The organism is Sporosarcina sp. FSL K6-6792, assembly GCF_038004885.1.
Lineage (GTDB): Bacteria > Bacillota > Bacilli > Bacillales_A > Planococcaceae > Sporosarcina > Sporosarcina psychrophila.
In genome coordinates, this window is the sequence record NZ_JBBOSA010000001.1 from 4,269,863 (window position 1) to 4,283,123 (window position 13,261).

At 42.2% G+C, this 13,261-nt stretch carries 15 protein-coding genes; 11 read left to right on the forward strand and 4 right to left on the reverse strand.

Annotated elements, in window-relative coordinates; translation table 11 throughout:
* Positions 1-2: 2 nt before the first annotated feature.
* The 5 genes from MKZ26_RS20450 (at position 3) to MKZ26_RS20470 (ending at position 5,230) form a co-directional block, all read left to right on the forward strand.
* A complete protein-coding gene (locus MKZ26_RS20450) occupies positions 3-980 on the forward strand; it encodes an alpha-ketoacid dehydrogenase subunit beta (RefSeq protein WP_187045468.1) in 978 nt (325 codons plus the stop codon).
* A 30-nt stretch (positions 981-1,010) separates the two neighbouring features.
* Positions 1,011-2,360, forward strand: a complete 1,350-nt coding sequence (locus MKZ26_RS20455) for a dihydrolipoamide acetyltransferase family protein (protein ID WP_340767384.1) — start codon at positions 1,011-1,013, stop codon at positions 2,358-2,360.
* Between the two features lie 3 nt (positions 2,361-2,363).
* Entirely contained in the window at positions 2,364-3,776 is a 1,413-nt protein-coding gene (lpdA, locus tag MKZ26_RS20460) for a dihydrolipoyl dehydrogenase (RefSeq protein ID WP_067211592.1), read from the forward strand.
* Positions 3,777-3,967: 191 nt separating this feature from the next.
* A complete protein-coding gene (locus MKZ26_RS20465; RefSeq protein WP_340767385.1) occupies positions 3,968-4,924 on the forward strand; it encodes an NAD(P)H-dependent flavin oxidoreductase in 957 nt (318 codons plus the stop codon).
* 24 nt (positions 4,925-4,948) lie between these two features.
* Positions 4,949-5,230 carry a UPF0223 family protein gene (locus MKZ26_RS20470; protein ID WP_067211588.1) on the forward strand — a complete coding sequence of 94 codons (282 nt, stop codon included), beginning with the start codon at positions 4,949-4,951 and terminating at the stop codon, positions 5,228-5,230.
* 266 nt (positions 5,231-5,496) lie between these two features.
* Here the strand turns inward: MKZ26_RS20470 and MKZ26_RS20475 are convergent, their stop codons facing one another.
* Positions 5,497-6,126 carry a YktB family protein gene (locus MKZ26_RS20475; protein WP_340767386.1) on the reverse strand — a complete coding sequence of 210 codons (630 nt, stop codon included), beginning with the start codon at positions 6,124-6,126 and terminating at the stop codon, positions 5,497-5,499.
* A 159-nt stretch (positions 6,127-6,285) separates the two neighbouring features.
* Here MKZ26_RS20475 and MKZ26_RS20480 point away from each other — a divergent pair, with 159 nt between their 5' ends.
* Entirely contained in the window at positions 6,286-6,483 is a 198-nt protein-coding gene (locus MKZ26_RS20480) for a hypothetical protein (RefSeq protein ID WP_067211583.1), read from the forward strand.
* Positions 6,484-6,601: 118 nt separating this feature from the next.
* Positions 6,602-7,396: an inositol monophosphatase family protein gene (locus tag MKZ26_RS20485; RefSeq protein ID WP_067211581.1), complete on the forward strand. Its 795-nt coding sequence runs from the start codon at positions 6,602-6,604 to the stop codon at positions 7,394-7,396.
* 67 nt (positions 7,397-7,463) lie between these two features.
* On the opposite strand, the gene MKZ26_RS20490 is transcribed toward MKZ26_RS20485, so the two are convergent.
* A complete protein-coding gene (locus MKZ26_RS20490; RefSeq protein ID WP_067211578.1) occupies positions 7,464-7,649 on the reverse strand; it encodes a YlaF family protein in 186 nt (61 codons plus the stop codon).
* Between the two features lie 99 nt (positions 7,650-7,748).
* Here MKZ26_RS20490 and typA point away from each other — a divergent pair, with 99 nt between their 5' ends.
* Both typA and MKZ26_RS20500 read left to right on the forward strand, forming a co-directional pair.
* Entirely contained in the window at positions 7,749-9,578 is a 1,830-nt protein-coding gene (gene typA, locus MKZ26_RS20495) for a translational GTPase TypA (protein ID WP_067211576.1), read from the forward strand.
* 170 nt (positions 9,579-9,748) lie between these two features.
* The gene (locus MKZ26_RS20500; protein WP_067211573.1) at positions 9,749-10,096 is read left to right on the forward strand and encodes a YlaH-like family protein; all 348 of its coding nucleotides are present in this window, start codon (positions 9,749-9,751) and stop codon (positions 10,094-10,096) included.
* Between the two features lie 529 nt (positions 10,097-10,625).
* Here the strand turns inward: MKZ26_RS20500 and MKZ26_RS20505 are convergent.
* Positions 10,626-10,829: a YlaI family protein gene (locus tag MKZ26_RS20505; RefSeq protein ID WP_340767387.1), complete on the reverse strand. Its 204-nt coding sequence runs from the start codon at positions 10,827-10,829 to the stop codon at positions 10,626-10,628.
* A 13-nt stretch (positions 10,830-10,842) separates the two neighbouring features.
* Positions 10,843-11,343: a peptidyl-prolyl cis-trans isomerase gene (locus MKZ26_RS20510; protein WP_187045465.1), complete on the reverse strand. Its 501-nt coding sequence runs from the start codon at positions 11,341-11,343 to the stop codon at positions 10,843-10,845.
* Between the two features lie 396 nt (positions 11,344-11,739).
* Here MKZ26_RS20510 and MKZ26_RS20515 point away from each other — a divergent pair, with 396 nt between their 5' ends.
* The gene (locus MKZ26_RS20515; protein ID WP_067211564.1) at positions 11,740-12,033 is read left to right on the forward strand and encodes a YlaN family protein; all 294 of its coding nucleotides are present in this window, start codon (positions 11,740-11,742) and stop codon (positions 12,031-12,033) included.
* Positions 12,034-12,095: 62 nt separating this feature from the next.
* Positions 12,096-13,259 carry an FtsW/RodA/SpoVE family cell cycle protein gene (locus MKZ26_RS20520; RefSeq protein ID WP_067211561.1) on the forward strand — a complete coding sequence of 388 codons (1,164 nt, stop codon included), beginning with the start codon at positions 12,096-12,098 and terminating at the stop codon, positions 13,257-13,259.
* Positions 13,260-13,261: the final 2 nt, after the last annotated feature.

Sequence of the window (13,261 nt, forward strand, 5' to 3'; positions counted from 1 at the left end):
CGATGGCACAAATGACGATGATTCAAGCAATAACTGATGCTCTACGTACGGAGCTGAAAAATGATGAAAACGTCCTCGTCTTCGGTGAAGACGTTGGAAATAACGGAGGAGTCTTCCGTGCAACTGAAGGCTTGCAAAAAGAATTTGGCGAAGTGCGTGTATTCGATACACCGCTTGCAGAATCTGGTATTGGTGGACTAGCAATCGGGTTGGCATTCACAGGCTACCGTCCAGTTATGGAAATTCAGTTCTTTGGTTTCCTTTATGAAGTAATTGACTCAGTTAGTGGTCAACTTGCGCGCATGAGTTTCCGTAGTGCAGGTCGTTTTAATGCACCTGTTACAATCCGCTCACCATTCGGAGGCGGCGTAGCAACACCTGAGATGCACGCTGACAGCCTTGAAGGTCTCGTAGCTTCACAGCCTGGTTTGAAAGTTGTTATCCCTTCAACTCCATATGACGCGAAAGGGTTACTGATTTCTGCAATCCGCGACGACAATCCGGTCATCTTCCTTGAACATATGAAACTGTACCGTTCATTCAGACAAGAAGTTCCTGAAGAAGAGTACACGATTCCACTTGGGAAAGCGGATGTGAAACGTGAAGGGAAAGACCTTTCAATTATCACGTACGGCGCAATGGTTCACGAAAGTTTGAAAGCGGCTGAAGAGCTTGAAAAAGAAGGCTTCTCTGTAGAAGTTATCGACTTGCGTACAATTCAACCAATGGATATCGAAACAATCATTGCATCTGTTGAAAAAACAAACCGTGCAATCGTTGTACAAGAAGCGCAGAAACAAGCAGGAATCGCTGCGAATATCGTAGCTGAAATTACAGAACGCGCAATTCTAAGCCTTGAAGCACCTGTTCTTCGCGTAACTGCACCGGATACTATTTATCCATTTGCGCAAGGTGAAAATGCTTGGCTTCCGAATGCGAAAGATATTATTGAAACAGCTAAAAAAGTATTGACGTTCTAAAAAGGTATCAATTAAGAAAGGGTGAATCACGTGGCATTTGAATTCCGTTTACCAGATATCGGAGAAGGAATCCATGAAGGTGAAGTCGTAAAATGGTTCGTCGCTAAAGGCGATAAGATCAATGAAGATGACATACTTCTTGAAATCCAAAACGATAAAGCAGTTGTGGAAATTCCATCACCGGTTACGGGTACTGTTGAAGAAATACTCGTTTCCGAAGGAACAGTTTCAGTCGTAGGGGATGTATTGATTCGCTTCGATGCACCTGGTTATGAAAATGTGAAATCTGAAGAGGATGACAACGCAGAAACTGAAGCACAAGTTCAAGCAACAGCTGAAGCGAGTCAACCGATTGAAAAAGAAGAGGCGCCTAAGGAAGAAGCAACTACAAAAGTAGCTGCCCCGACTGCAAGTGTGCAAGCACAAACAGACGTCGATCCGAATCGCCGCATTATTGCAATGCCTTCCGTGCGTAAATTTGCGCGTGAGCAAGGTGTCGAAATTCAGCAAGTTGCAGGATCAGGCAAAAACGGCCGCATCTTGAAAGAAGATATCGAGTCATTCAAGAATGGTGGACAAACACAAGCGGCAACTCCAGCAGTGGCGGATCAAGATGGTCAAGCTGAAAGCGTTGCGCAAGAAACTTCAGCTCCGGTTCCAGTTCATCTTGAAGGCGATTTCCCTGAAACACGCGAAAAAATGTCTGGAATCCGAAAAGCAATTGCAAAAGCGATGGTCAATTCAAAACACACTGCTCCGCATGTTACGTTGCTTGACGAAGTGGATGTTACCGAACTCGTTGCACATCGCAAAAAGTTCAAAGACATTGCTGCAGAAAAAGATATCAAACTGACGTATTTGCCTTATGTCGTAAAAGCACTTGTTTCGACATTGCGTGAATTCCCAGCGTTCAATAGCTCACTCGATGATGCTACACAAGAAATTGTTCAGAAGCATTATTACAATATTGGTATCGCTGCGGACACTGACCGCGGACTTCTTGTTCCGGTTATCAAGCATGCAGACCGTAAATCAATCTTCGCAATTTCTGATGAAATCAATAGCCTTGCCGTAAAAGCACGCGATGGTAAATTATCACCTGCTGAAATGAAGGGTGCTTCTTGTTCCATCACGAATATTGGGTCTGCAGGAGGACAATGGTTTACACCTATCATTAATCATCCTGAGGTTGCAATTCTTGGAATTGGTCGTATCGCAGAAAAACCAGTTGTGAAAAATGGTGAAATTGTAGCGGCACCTATGTTAGCATTGTCATTGGTATTCGATCACCGGATGATCGACGGCGCTACTGCACAACACGCGCTGAATCACCTTAAGAGATTGCTCGCAAATCCGGAACTTTTATTAATGGAGGCGTAAACAATGGTAGTAGGAGACTTTCCAATCGAAGTAGATACACTTGTCGTAGGTTCTGGACCGGGAGGATATGTCGCAGCAATTCGTGCGGCACAATTAGGCCAAAAAGTAATCGTTGTTGAAAAAGGCGATATTGGTGGCGTGTGTTTGAACGTAGGATGTATTCCTTCTAAAGCGCTAATTGCTGTTGGACATCGTTATGCCAATGCCAAAAATTCCGATTCAATGGGAATTACAGCGACAGAAGTGAAACTAGATTTCACTAAAGCACAAGCGTTCAAAGATAGTGTAGTCAGCAAGTTGACTGGCGGAGTTGCAGGACTTCTTAAAGGCAACAAGGTTGATTATGTTCAAGGTGAAGCTTATTTCGTCGATAGTAACACAGTACGTGTGATGGACGAAAGTTCTGCGCAAACATATAAATTCAAAAATGCAATCATTGCAACGGGTTCACGTCCGATTGAAATCCCGACATTCAAATTTACGAAACGCGTTATCAATTCAACAGGTGCTTTGAGTCTTACAGAATTACCGGGTAAACTTGTCGTTATCGGTGGCGGTTATATCGGTACTGAGCTAGGATCTTCATATGCAAATCTTGGATCTGAAGTAACGATTATTGAAGGCGGCAATGACATTCTTGCAGGTTTTGAAAAACAAATGACACAAATTGTTAAAAAAGGCTTGAAGAAAAAAGGCGTCGAAGTTGTTGTTAAAGCGTCTGCTAAAGGCGTTGAAGAGACAGCTACTGGTGTTACAGTTACATACGAAGTAGGCGGAGAAGAGAAGAAAGTCGAAGCTGATTACGTACTGGTTACTGTAGGTCGTCGTCCAAATACGGATGAAATCGGATTAGAAGAGATGGGCATCAAGTTCCTTGAGCGCGGTCTTATCGAAGTCGACAAACAATGCCGTACAAGCATTCCAAATATCTATGCAATCGGTGATATCGTTCCAGGACTTCAGCTTGCACACAAAGCTTCTTATGAAGCTAAAATTGCAGCAGAAGCAATTTCAGGCGAGAAGTCTGAAGTTGACTACTTGGCGATTCCTGCCGTTTGTTTCACTGATCCTGAACTTGCAGCTGTTGGCTTGAACGAGCAACAGGCAAAAGAAGAAGGTTATGAAACAGTAGTAGGGAAATTCCCGTTTGCAGCTAATGGACGTGCACTTGCACTTGATGCTTCTGAAGGTTTCGTCAAACTTGTATCACGTAAAGAAGACGGGCTTCTACTTGGAGCACAAATTGTGGGTGAAAGTGCATCAGATATGATCGCTGAACTTGCACTTGCAATCGAAGCAGGAATGACGCTTGAAGATGTTGCAATGACAATTCATGCTCACCCAACATTGAGTGAAATTTCAATGGAAGCGGCTGAAGTCGCTTTAGGTAAACCAATTCATATGATTACGAAATAATTTTCTAGAGTCAGTGATTAAGACCGTCTATGAGGTAGCAAGATATCCTCGTAGATGGTTTTTTTAGTTTGAATCGGACTATGAAACAGGTATGTGGATCCGTGTGACCTAGCTTTTTCTGCCTTTTGTTTGCAGGTTTAGTAGATGGGGATGAAGAAGAGTGTCAGTGGAGTAACGGGGGAGGCATTCAAATGGAATGGAAAACAAAAGTAACGGAACTGCTCGATATCAATTATCCAATCATTCAAGGGGGACTCGCTTACTTGGCTTATGCCCAACTTGCTGCTGCCGTCTCGGAAGCAGGTGGACTTGGACAAATTACGGCAATGAGTTTGGATTCAGCAGATGCACTGCGCGTTGAAATTAAAAAAGTAAAAACGCTGACTGTTAAACCGTTCGGCGTGAACTTTGCGATTGGACAACATGGACGTCCATATGCCCATATGGTGGAAGCTGCTCTGGAGGAAGGCGTTACAGTAATGTCGGTAACGGGTGGGAATCCCGCGCCATTTTTTGCCCAACTTCAAAATACCAACGTTAAAAAGCTTGTGCTAGTTGCTGCAAAAAGGCAGGCTCAGAAAGCGGAATCACTCGGAGCTGATGCAGTTATGGTTGTTGGACAAGAAGGTGGGGGACATCTTGGGCGTGACGATATCGGAACGATGGTACTTGTTCCACAGGTTGTCGATGCTGTTTCAATCCCAGTTATTGCATCCGGTGGTATCGGGGATGGTCGCGGTTGGATGGCCGCTCAGGCATTAGGCGCCGAGGGGATTGAGATGGGAACAAGATTCATTGCGACGAGAGAGTGTGTCCATGCATCTCAAGCTTATATCAATCTACTTCTTGCAAGTAGTGAAACCGATACGACTGTTATTAAAAGAACACTAGGAGCACCCGCTCGAGCATTAACGGGAAGTTGGACGAAGAAAATAATTGACATGGAAGCTAAAAATGCTGATTATGAAGCGATGAAAGATTTAATCAGTGGCGAAGCGAATCGCCGTTTTATTCATGATGGAGATGCCAATAATGGTTATGGATGGGCGGGTCAGGTTGCTGGGCTTATTAACGATGTACCATCCGTTGCAGAATTAGTTGAGCGTATGGTGAATGAGGCGGAAACAATTCGTAAAAGATGGAACTAAAGAGAGTAAAGGGAGCGATTTAGCATGGATTATAATTATCCAATTAGGCATGATTGGTCGACCACAGAAATTATCGCAGTAGCGGCATTTTATGAGGCGGTTGAAAAAGCATATGAATCAGGAATTGCAGGAGAAAAACTGATGGAGGCATATCGGGGATTCAAAAAAGTGGTTCCTTCCATGGCGGAAGAAAAAACATTGTGCAAGGAATTTGAGGAAGCGAGCGGTTACGTCTGTTACCGTGTTGTTCAAATGGCGAAAGATACAAGTGGTGAAGAAATAATAAAAGGAATGCCCTCGCGTTAAGCGGGAGCATTCCTTTTATCTAATGCTAAGAAGTATAAGGTTTTCACCTGGAGCAGTATCTAGACTCCAGCGCCTAGCCCCTGGGCACACACGACGTGGGTCATGCAGTGGGGAGGGATTGAAACTGCATCCCTCCTTGTTGCGACAGGATGTCGCGATCCTAAGCTGCCTTCCTCTGTCGCTTCAGTCCTTAAGTTAAAGGCAAAGAGCGCCTTTCTCTTAAGGCCTTCCAGCGCTTTTCGGGGTCTACCAAGGCGCTTACGCTTTTATCTTTTATTAATAACTACATCATAAACAGGTAGCAGTTGGTCAAAAGTCTCTTCTGCAAATGCCATGAATTCTTCGGTGGAAAGTTTAACGGCGTCTTCACGTGGTAAATGCCGACCGACAAGGAACTCCGCTTTTTTGACAGTTTGTAACCGCTCTAAAAGTTGTTCGAGTCCAACGTCCCCCGCTTGTTCGATAGTTGTAGCTTCGGGTTTCATATGATCACCAGAAACGATATAAGTACCAGGGAGGCTAGTTAAAACATCCAATTTGCTATCTAGACGCTCAGCAATCCCTTTTTTATCTGAATTCTCATAAATTACCGCTAAAATAATGAATAAATGTGACCCCCATAAGCCAATCTGAAAGTGAGGCAATGCTTTGTAGCCACGTTTAGCAGGTGCGAAGGCGACCCAACTGTCATTTGGTGGATTTACTGTCCGTCTTGCGTGTTTTGCGACATGTGGAAAAAACTCATCAGTCCCATGTGCTGAAAGGCGGTCCGCAAAATGCATACCTAGAGTTCCAAACTTGGGTTGGATTCGATTTTGCAATGCTTCCATCCGCTTTTCTAGCCCTTCAATTGAAAATACATCAAAATCATCTTTTTCCCAAAAAAGACCAACCATTTTCATTACCCCCAATTACATTTACACGTTTATCATAACAGAAAAAGGGGAACAATCTTTAGTAACAAGGCTTATAACTAGAGCGAACTCTGGTCGTAGCATATTTTAAGTATAACTAACGGAAAATTTGGACTATATACTGAAAAAGGGGTGTCAACTATGAAACAAGTCGTCCATGTTATTCGCAAAGCCGATGTAGAGAAAGAATATGTGAAGCTACTTAACCTAGAACTCGATTATGAACTTGCAACACTTTTCGATGCTGTGCAAGAAGATGATGCAAAGCAAAAAATGAAAAGCAAGCATAGGCTTATGGAAATTCACCGTGAGCTGGAGATACTTAATGGCTTCGCATGATTCTGATTGTCGGACCAGAAAAGGCATCCATACACATCCTTTAGAAACAGGGATAGTGTAATGGGATGCCTTTTTCGATATAGTGTACTATAGATAGTCGTTTGGAAGGGGTGGCTTTATGAAGTGGGGAATTATTGATCGTTATGCAAAGTCGTTGATAAAAGAAGCGGGTCATAAAATTCGCGTGTCTTTTTTCAATCAAATCGATATCGATACAAAATCGAGTGCGAATGACCTTGTGACAAATATTGATAAAGAAATCGAACAATTCTTCATCAGCAGGATTAAAAGAGATTTTCCTGACCATAAGATTCTCGGTGAAGAAGGATTTGGCGATGTCGTTCAGACGCTTGATGGGGTCGTTTGGATGCTTGACCCAATTGACGGAACGATGAATTTCATCCACCAAAAACGGAACTTTGCCATCTCTCTCGGAATATATGCAGAAGGCGTCGGTATGCTTGGTTATATTTATGATGTAATGCGCGATGATTTTTATCATGCTGCTAAAGATGAAGGGGCTTATTTCAATGATGAACGGCTACCGCAATTGGAGATTACACCACTAGAAGAAGCCGTTATTGGTATTAATGCCAGTTGGGTGGCTCCGAATCACTTCGTTGACAACGAAAAAATTATTGAACTGATTAGAACGTGTAGAGGGACAAGATCATATGGCTCGGCAGCGCTCGAGTTGGCGTATGTCTCGTCAGGTAGGCTGGATGCATACATGTCTATGAGGCTGTCGCCATGGGATGTTGCTGGGGGCATTGTTATTGCGCAGGAGGTCGGTGCAGTTGCAACAAACATGAAAGGGGATTTCCCGCACCTTCTTGGGCAGGATACATTTATAGTCGCGAGGCCTGGATTGCATCAAGATATAGTGACAAACTATATTGACCTAAAACAATAAAAAAAAGGACGTTACAGGCATCGAATACTACGATTACCATGAAACGTCACATTTGAAAAGAATGTTATTAAAGTAGGCCTTGTTCTCTATATTTCTTTTTCGTTTTAAATCCGTTACCCATAATTAGAATCAATGCAACGATGGCTACAATCGCAATCGTGGGGCTGCTCATACCGACTGCAACGCCGATTGCACACATTGAAGCGATAGCGGCAATGGAGTAAAAAACGAAAATCCATTTGATGTTTTTCAAAAAAATACCTCCATCTACAATTAAATGTTTTCGAATTATCTTTACATGTGCTATAATAACACAGTTAATCAACTGAAAAAAGAATAATGGAGTGAAATCATGACTAAACTTAGAAGTGACTTACGTAACATAGCAATTATCGCCCACGTCGACCACGGAAAAACGACGCTTGTCGATCAACTTTTAAAACAATCGGGAATCTTCCGTTCTAACGAACAAGTAGATGATCGTGCAATGGACTCAAATGAAATTGAACGTGAACGCGGAATTACGATTCTTGCAAAGAATACGGCAATTGAATATAAAGATACAAAAATCAACATTTTGGATACACCAGGTCACGCAGATTTCGGCGGAGAAGTGGAACGTATCTTGAAAATGGTAGATGGTGTAATTCTTGTTGTCGACTCATACGAAGGGTGTATGCCACAAACGCGTTTCGTATTGAAAAAAGCGCTTGAGCAGAACTTGAAACCAATCGTTGTCGTTAATAAAATTGACCGTGAATTTGCACGCCCGGAAGAAGTAGTTGATGAAGTTCTTGAATTATTCATCGAACTTGATGCGAATGATGAACAACTTGAATTCCCAGTTATTTATGCATCAGGATTCAACGGTACTGCAAGCTTATCACCAGACGTTTCAACACAAGAAGAAACGTTGCGTGTACTATATGACGCAATTCTAGAACATATCCCTGCTCCAATCGATAATAGAGACGAGCCTTTACAGTTCCAAGTATCACTTCTTGACTACAGCGATTATGTTGGCCGTATCGGTATCGGACGGATTTTCCGTGGAACGATGCAAGTCGGACAGTCGGTTGCCGTTATAAAACGTGATGGTACTGTCAAAAACTATCGTGTTACGAAAATGTCTGGATTCCTTGGTTTGAAACGCGTTGATATCCAAGAAGCTTTCGCAGGAGATCTTGTTGCGGTATCTGGAATGGAGAACATTGACGTTAGTGAAACAATTTGTCCGGCAGATCATCTGGAAGCACTTCCAGAGTTGTTCATTGACGAACCAACGTTACAAATGACATTCCTTGTAAACAATAGCCCGTTTGCAGGTAAAGAAGGTAAATGGGTAACGTCAAGAAAAATTGACGAACGCCTTCAATCACAATTGCAAACAGATGTATCTCTTCGTGTAGATCCAACTGATTCGCCTGATGCATGGACTGTTTCAGGACGCGGAGAGCTTCACCTTTCTATTCTTATTGAAAACATGCGCCGTGAAGGATTTGAATTGCAAGTTTCGAAACCAACAGTAATCGTGAAAGAAGTAGATGGTGTTCGTTGTGAGCCTATCGAACGTTTACAAATTGATATTCCTGAAGAGCATACAGGCTCTATTATCGAGTCGATTGGTGAGCGTAAAGGCGAAATGCTTGATATGATCAACAATGGTAATGGACAAGTTCGTCTAATATTCAATGTACCTGCGCGTGGATTGATTGGGTATTCAACTGAATTCCTTACATTGACAAGAGGTTACGGAATTATGAACCATACGTTTGATTCTTACCAGCCAATGGCAAAAGGTAAAGTCGGCGGCCGCAGAAACGGTGTTCTTGTTTCAATGGAGAACGGTACAGCTACGCCTTACAGCATCATGCAGCTAGAAGACCGCGGTATTATGTTCGTTGGTGCTGGAACTGAAATCTATGCTGGGATGGTTGTTGGTGAAAATACGCGCGAAAGCGATTTGACAATCAACTTAACAAAAGCTAAACAAGCGACAAACGTACGTTCAGCTTCTAAAGACCAAACAGTTACAACTAAAAAACCACGTATTATGTCGCTTGAAGAAGCGTTACAATATCTAGGTGATGACGAGTATTGTGAAGTGACGCCAGTATCGATCAGACTTCGTAAGAAGATACTTGATAAAAACGAACGCGAACGTGTTCAGAAAAAGAAATAATCGCTGTTTAAACATAAGTGATCTTAGTAAAAGAAAGCATCTTGAGTGCCTTACCTCATACAGGTCTAGTCGACTGATAGGTCAGGTGCGGCTTTCTGAGGTCCTTTAACGGTGACGGGATTATTACTATTCCGACCTATAGAAAAGCTTTACAGAAGGGAATGTGTTGAATGAGTGCTAGTGTTGGCGATACAGAGTTCGTATTCGGAAAGATGTCGGGTATTGCACGCTTTATATACGAAGTGATGCCTTCCTATACGGCTGCCGGTTATGTACTTTTTGCCCTCGTCTTCCTCATGTCGGCAATTGTTTATAAACTGGGATTTGCTAGAAAACTGAGGCCTTTACAGACTTTGCTGATCTATGCCTTCTTGTTTATCGGCTGTCTAATTTTGACGTTTCTTGGCTTTTTCCTCCCGATCGTGGAGGCTCTCATCGTGGCGGCTCTTATTTTAATCATCTACCGAGTGCGCAGGATGAATGAGTATAAAGAGAAAAAAGAAGACTCCATCATCTGATGGAGTCTTCTTTTTTAGAATATAAGAAAGTCACGTCTGTTGATTAATTATCTATTTGTATCAAATACTGGTGAGTAGGGCTTGGGGAAATCCATTTTCATTGGATCGTTTCCGGTTCGCTTTCGGCTGAATAATCACGACACCTTTACCGAGGGACCCTAGTGTGGCTAGAAGTGAATCCGTCACTTCTAGCCACACTTTTTTCAGTAATTCTGTTGCGAATAGTTGCCTGTCGCGTTCCCAAAAAGCTTCAGCATTACGTTTACTTATGCATTTGGAGCGCGACGGATGAAGGACACTCATACGATTACCGAAAAAATGTGTAGGGATGCGACGAAGTCGCATCCCTACACATTAAGATATCTCGGTACTGGTATAGGGGTTGTTCAATCCAAAGCAACCGTACTCGGGACGCCTAGTATTTGACTAAGTTATTTTTTGGTTAACTTTGGTTAATCAACACATGTGTAAGAATGTATAAGTTTTCGACACGGAACAGTGTCTAGGCTTCAGGCGCCTTACGCTTTTCTCAGAAATCTTTTTCGATTGACTGGGAACTTCGGTAGAAAATGAAATTTCCAGTCGCGATTCGTGCAATCGTCTTTTCGGCAATCCGATTATTACATTCCTGACACATATACGTATGGATAGGGCGATTCCGGAGTGTTTTTGCTAGTGGCAAATCGTCTGGAAGTTGCCCGATGTTGTCACAGATGACACATTTTACACGCATTGGAAATCCTCCTTCAGTCAACTCGGATCGCAATGACGTTGCGAATCGGATTATCATTGTTCGAACCGTCTTTGAAGACAACATGCACGGGCCCGCCCTCAAGTAGCGGCTTACCCTCGTCGCTGAATTTGAAAATGATATCATCGACTTTCGTAAGTGGGAATGAGTGACTTTCCCCGTCTGATGTTTCAAATGCTAATGTTCGTGCATTTTCGGCAGGCTCCGCGATTTTTAAAAAGTGACGCAATTGGATGCCGTATGTTCCAGTAAGGACTTTTCGTTTTTCAAACTTTTTTTCTGTTTCCAGGGTAGGCGGGAACGTTGCGCCTTCCATTATTTCACGGGACCAATGTTTCCCCATAGCTCTTTTATATTCTTCTAGTTCATCTTTTTCGATGTGACTTTCTGTAAAGTACGTTTTCAAATCAACGCGACGATCATCGAAAATCCACACGGTCGGGTCAAGTGTGATGACATGACGTACATTTCCTTTAATCGGAATTATTGATTCCAAATGAATATCCCCCTACTTGAATTAAATTATCTTTTGTTTCTAGTATAACGCTTTGATGTCTCAAGGAAAAGCTTTTGCTTTTCGATGGCTTAGGAAACTAGAGAAATTTGTCCTATGGATAAGTTGTAACATAAAGATAATACTACCTAACATCAGTCCATAGCGACTCTGGCAATGAGAAGGGCTGAAGAGGCGGCATTATTTGTTTGAGAAGGATATAGGTTATGTACTGTTGCTACAGGGAGTGGCGCATTTAGGCTTCGTTCATCTGTTACTAGCACTTGTATTTTTGTTTTGTAAAACGCCAAAGGGAAAACGCTTGCTTTTTCCTGTTTTGAAAGATACAATTTATTGATAATAACCATTAAGAAATAAAAGTTTGATGGGGGCGTCCTCATGGATATAGAATTGCAGGAAACGAATAAGGAAACGTATCAGGAAAAGGCATTGAAGCAACTTCAAGCTGATGCTGATAAGATTGGTCAACTTATAAAAGTACAGATGGACCATTTGACGATGCCGCAGTGCCCACTCTATGAAGAAGTGTTGGATACACAAATGTATGGCTTGTCTCGTGAAATTGACTTTGCTGTAAAGCTAGGTTTGATTGATCGTCCGAAAGGCAATGAAATTCTTTCTTTACTTGAGAAAGAAATGACAGTGTTGCATGAAGTATATACGAGAAAATAAGCCGAAAACTCAAACTGACATAATGGTTTGAGTTTTTTGTTTAATGAAAAAGAGGTAACCCTATGAAAACATATACTAAAAAGCTATTCCGCTATTTTGATTTCCCACTGTTTTTTGTCTACCTGTTACTTTGTCTGTTCGGACTTGTCATGATATACAGTTCAAGTATGGTTGTAGCGGTAGGTAGGTATGATCTTCCGGCAGATTCTTTTTATCAAAAACAGTTGTTAAATTTAAAACTTGCCATTCCCGCTTTCTTTTTGGCGGCTTTTTTTCCGTACAAGAATTATAAACGGAAAAAATTGATGATTTTTGCTGTAATAGGTATGCTATTTCTGTTGTTTCTGGTCCATTTCGTTGGTACAGGTGATCATGTTGGAGCCACTAGTTGGATAAAAACGCCTTTTGGTAATCTACAACCCTCAGAAGTTGCGAAATTGGTCTTAATTGTCTATTTTTCAGGAGTTTTCGCAAAAAAATATGAGTCTGGCACAATTGATAATATTAACCAGTCAATATTACCGCCCGTGGTCATTTTAGTATTAGCGGTGGGTTCTATTATGCTCGAGACTGATATCGGAGGCTCGTTCATTATAATCATCACAGCACTTTCGGTCCTAGCAGCAAGCGGTATTAAAAAAAGAACCTTTATGAAAATTAGCGGGATAATTTCTGTGGGTCTTGTCTTTGCTGCGCTTGTCCTTTATTTCAAATGGGAATCGATTATGACCCCAGGTAGGGCTGGCCGTATACTATCATTCCTGAACCCATTCGATTATATCCAAGGGTCTGGCTATCAGATTGCGAACGGCTATATTGCCATTGGTTCTGGAGGTTTGCAAGGGAGAGGTCTTGGTAACTCTATTCAAAAAATGGGCTACTTACCAGAGCCGCAAACAGATGTCATTATGGCGGTGATTTCAGAAGAATTAGGCCTTCTTGGTGCTATTATCGTAATAGGGGGACTCGGTTTCATCGTCTTAAGGGCTTTATCTATTGCGCTTCAGGCAAAAGATCCCCATGCGCGCATGCTTGCGGCGGGAATTGGAAGTATGATAGGAATTCAAACATTCGTTAATTTGGGTGGCCTGACGGGGTTGATACCGCTTACAGGAGTTACTTTGCCGTTTATTAGCTATGGCGGTACATCTGTTATTCTGTTATCTTTAGCTTTAGGAATATTAACGAATGTCTCAATGTTCGTAAAATATGAAAAAAACAATTAGAA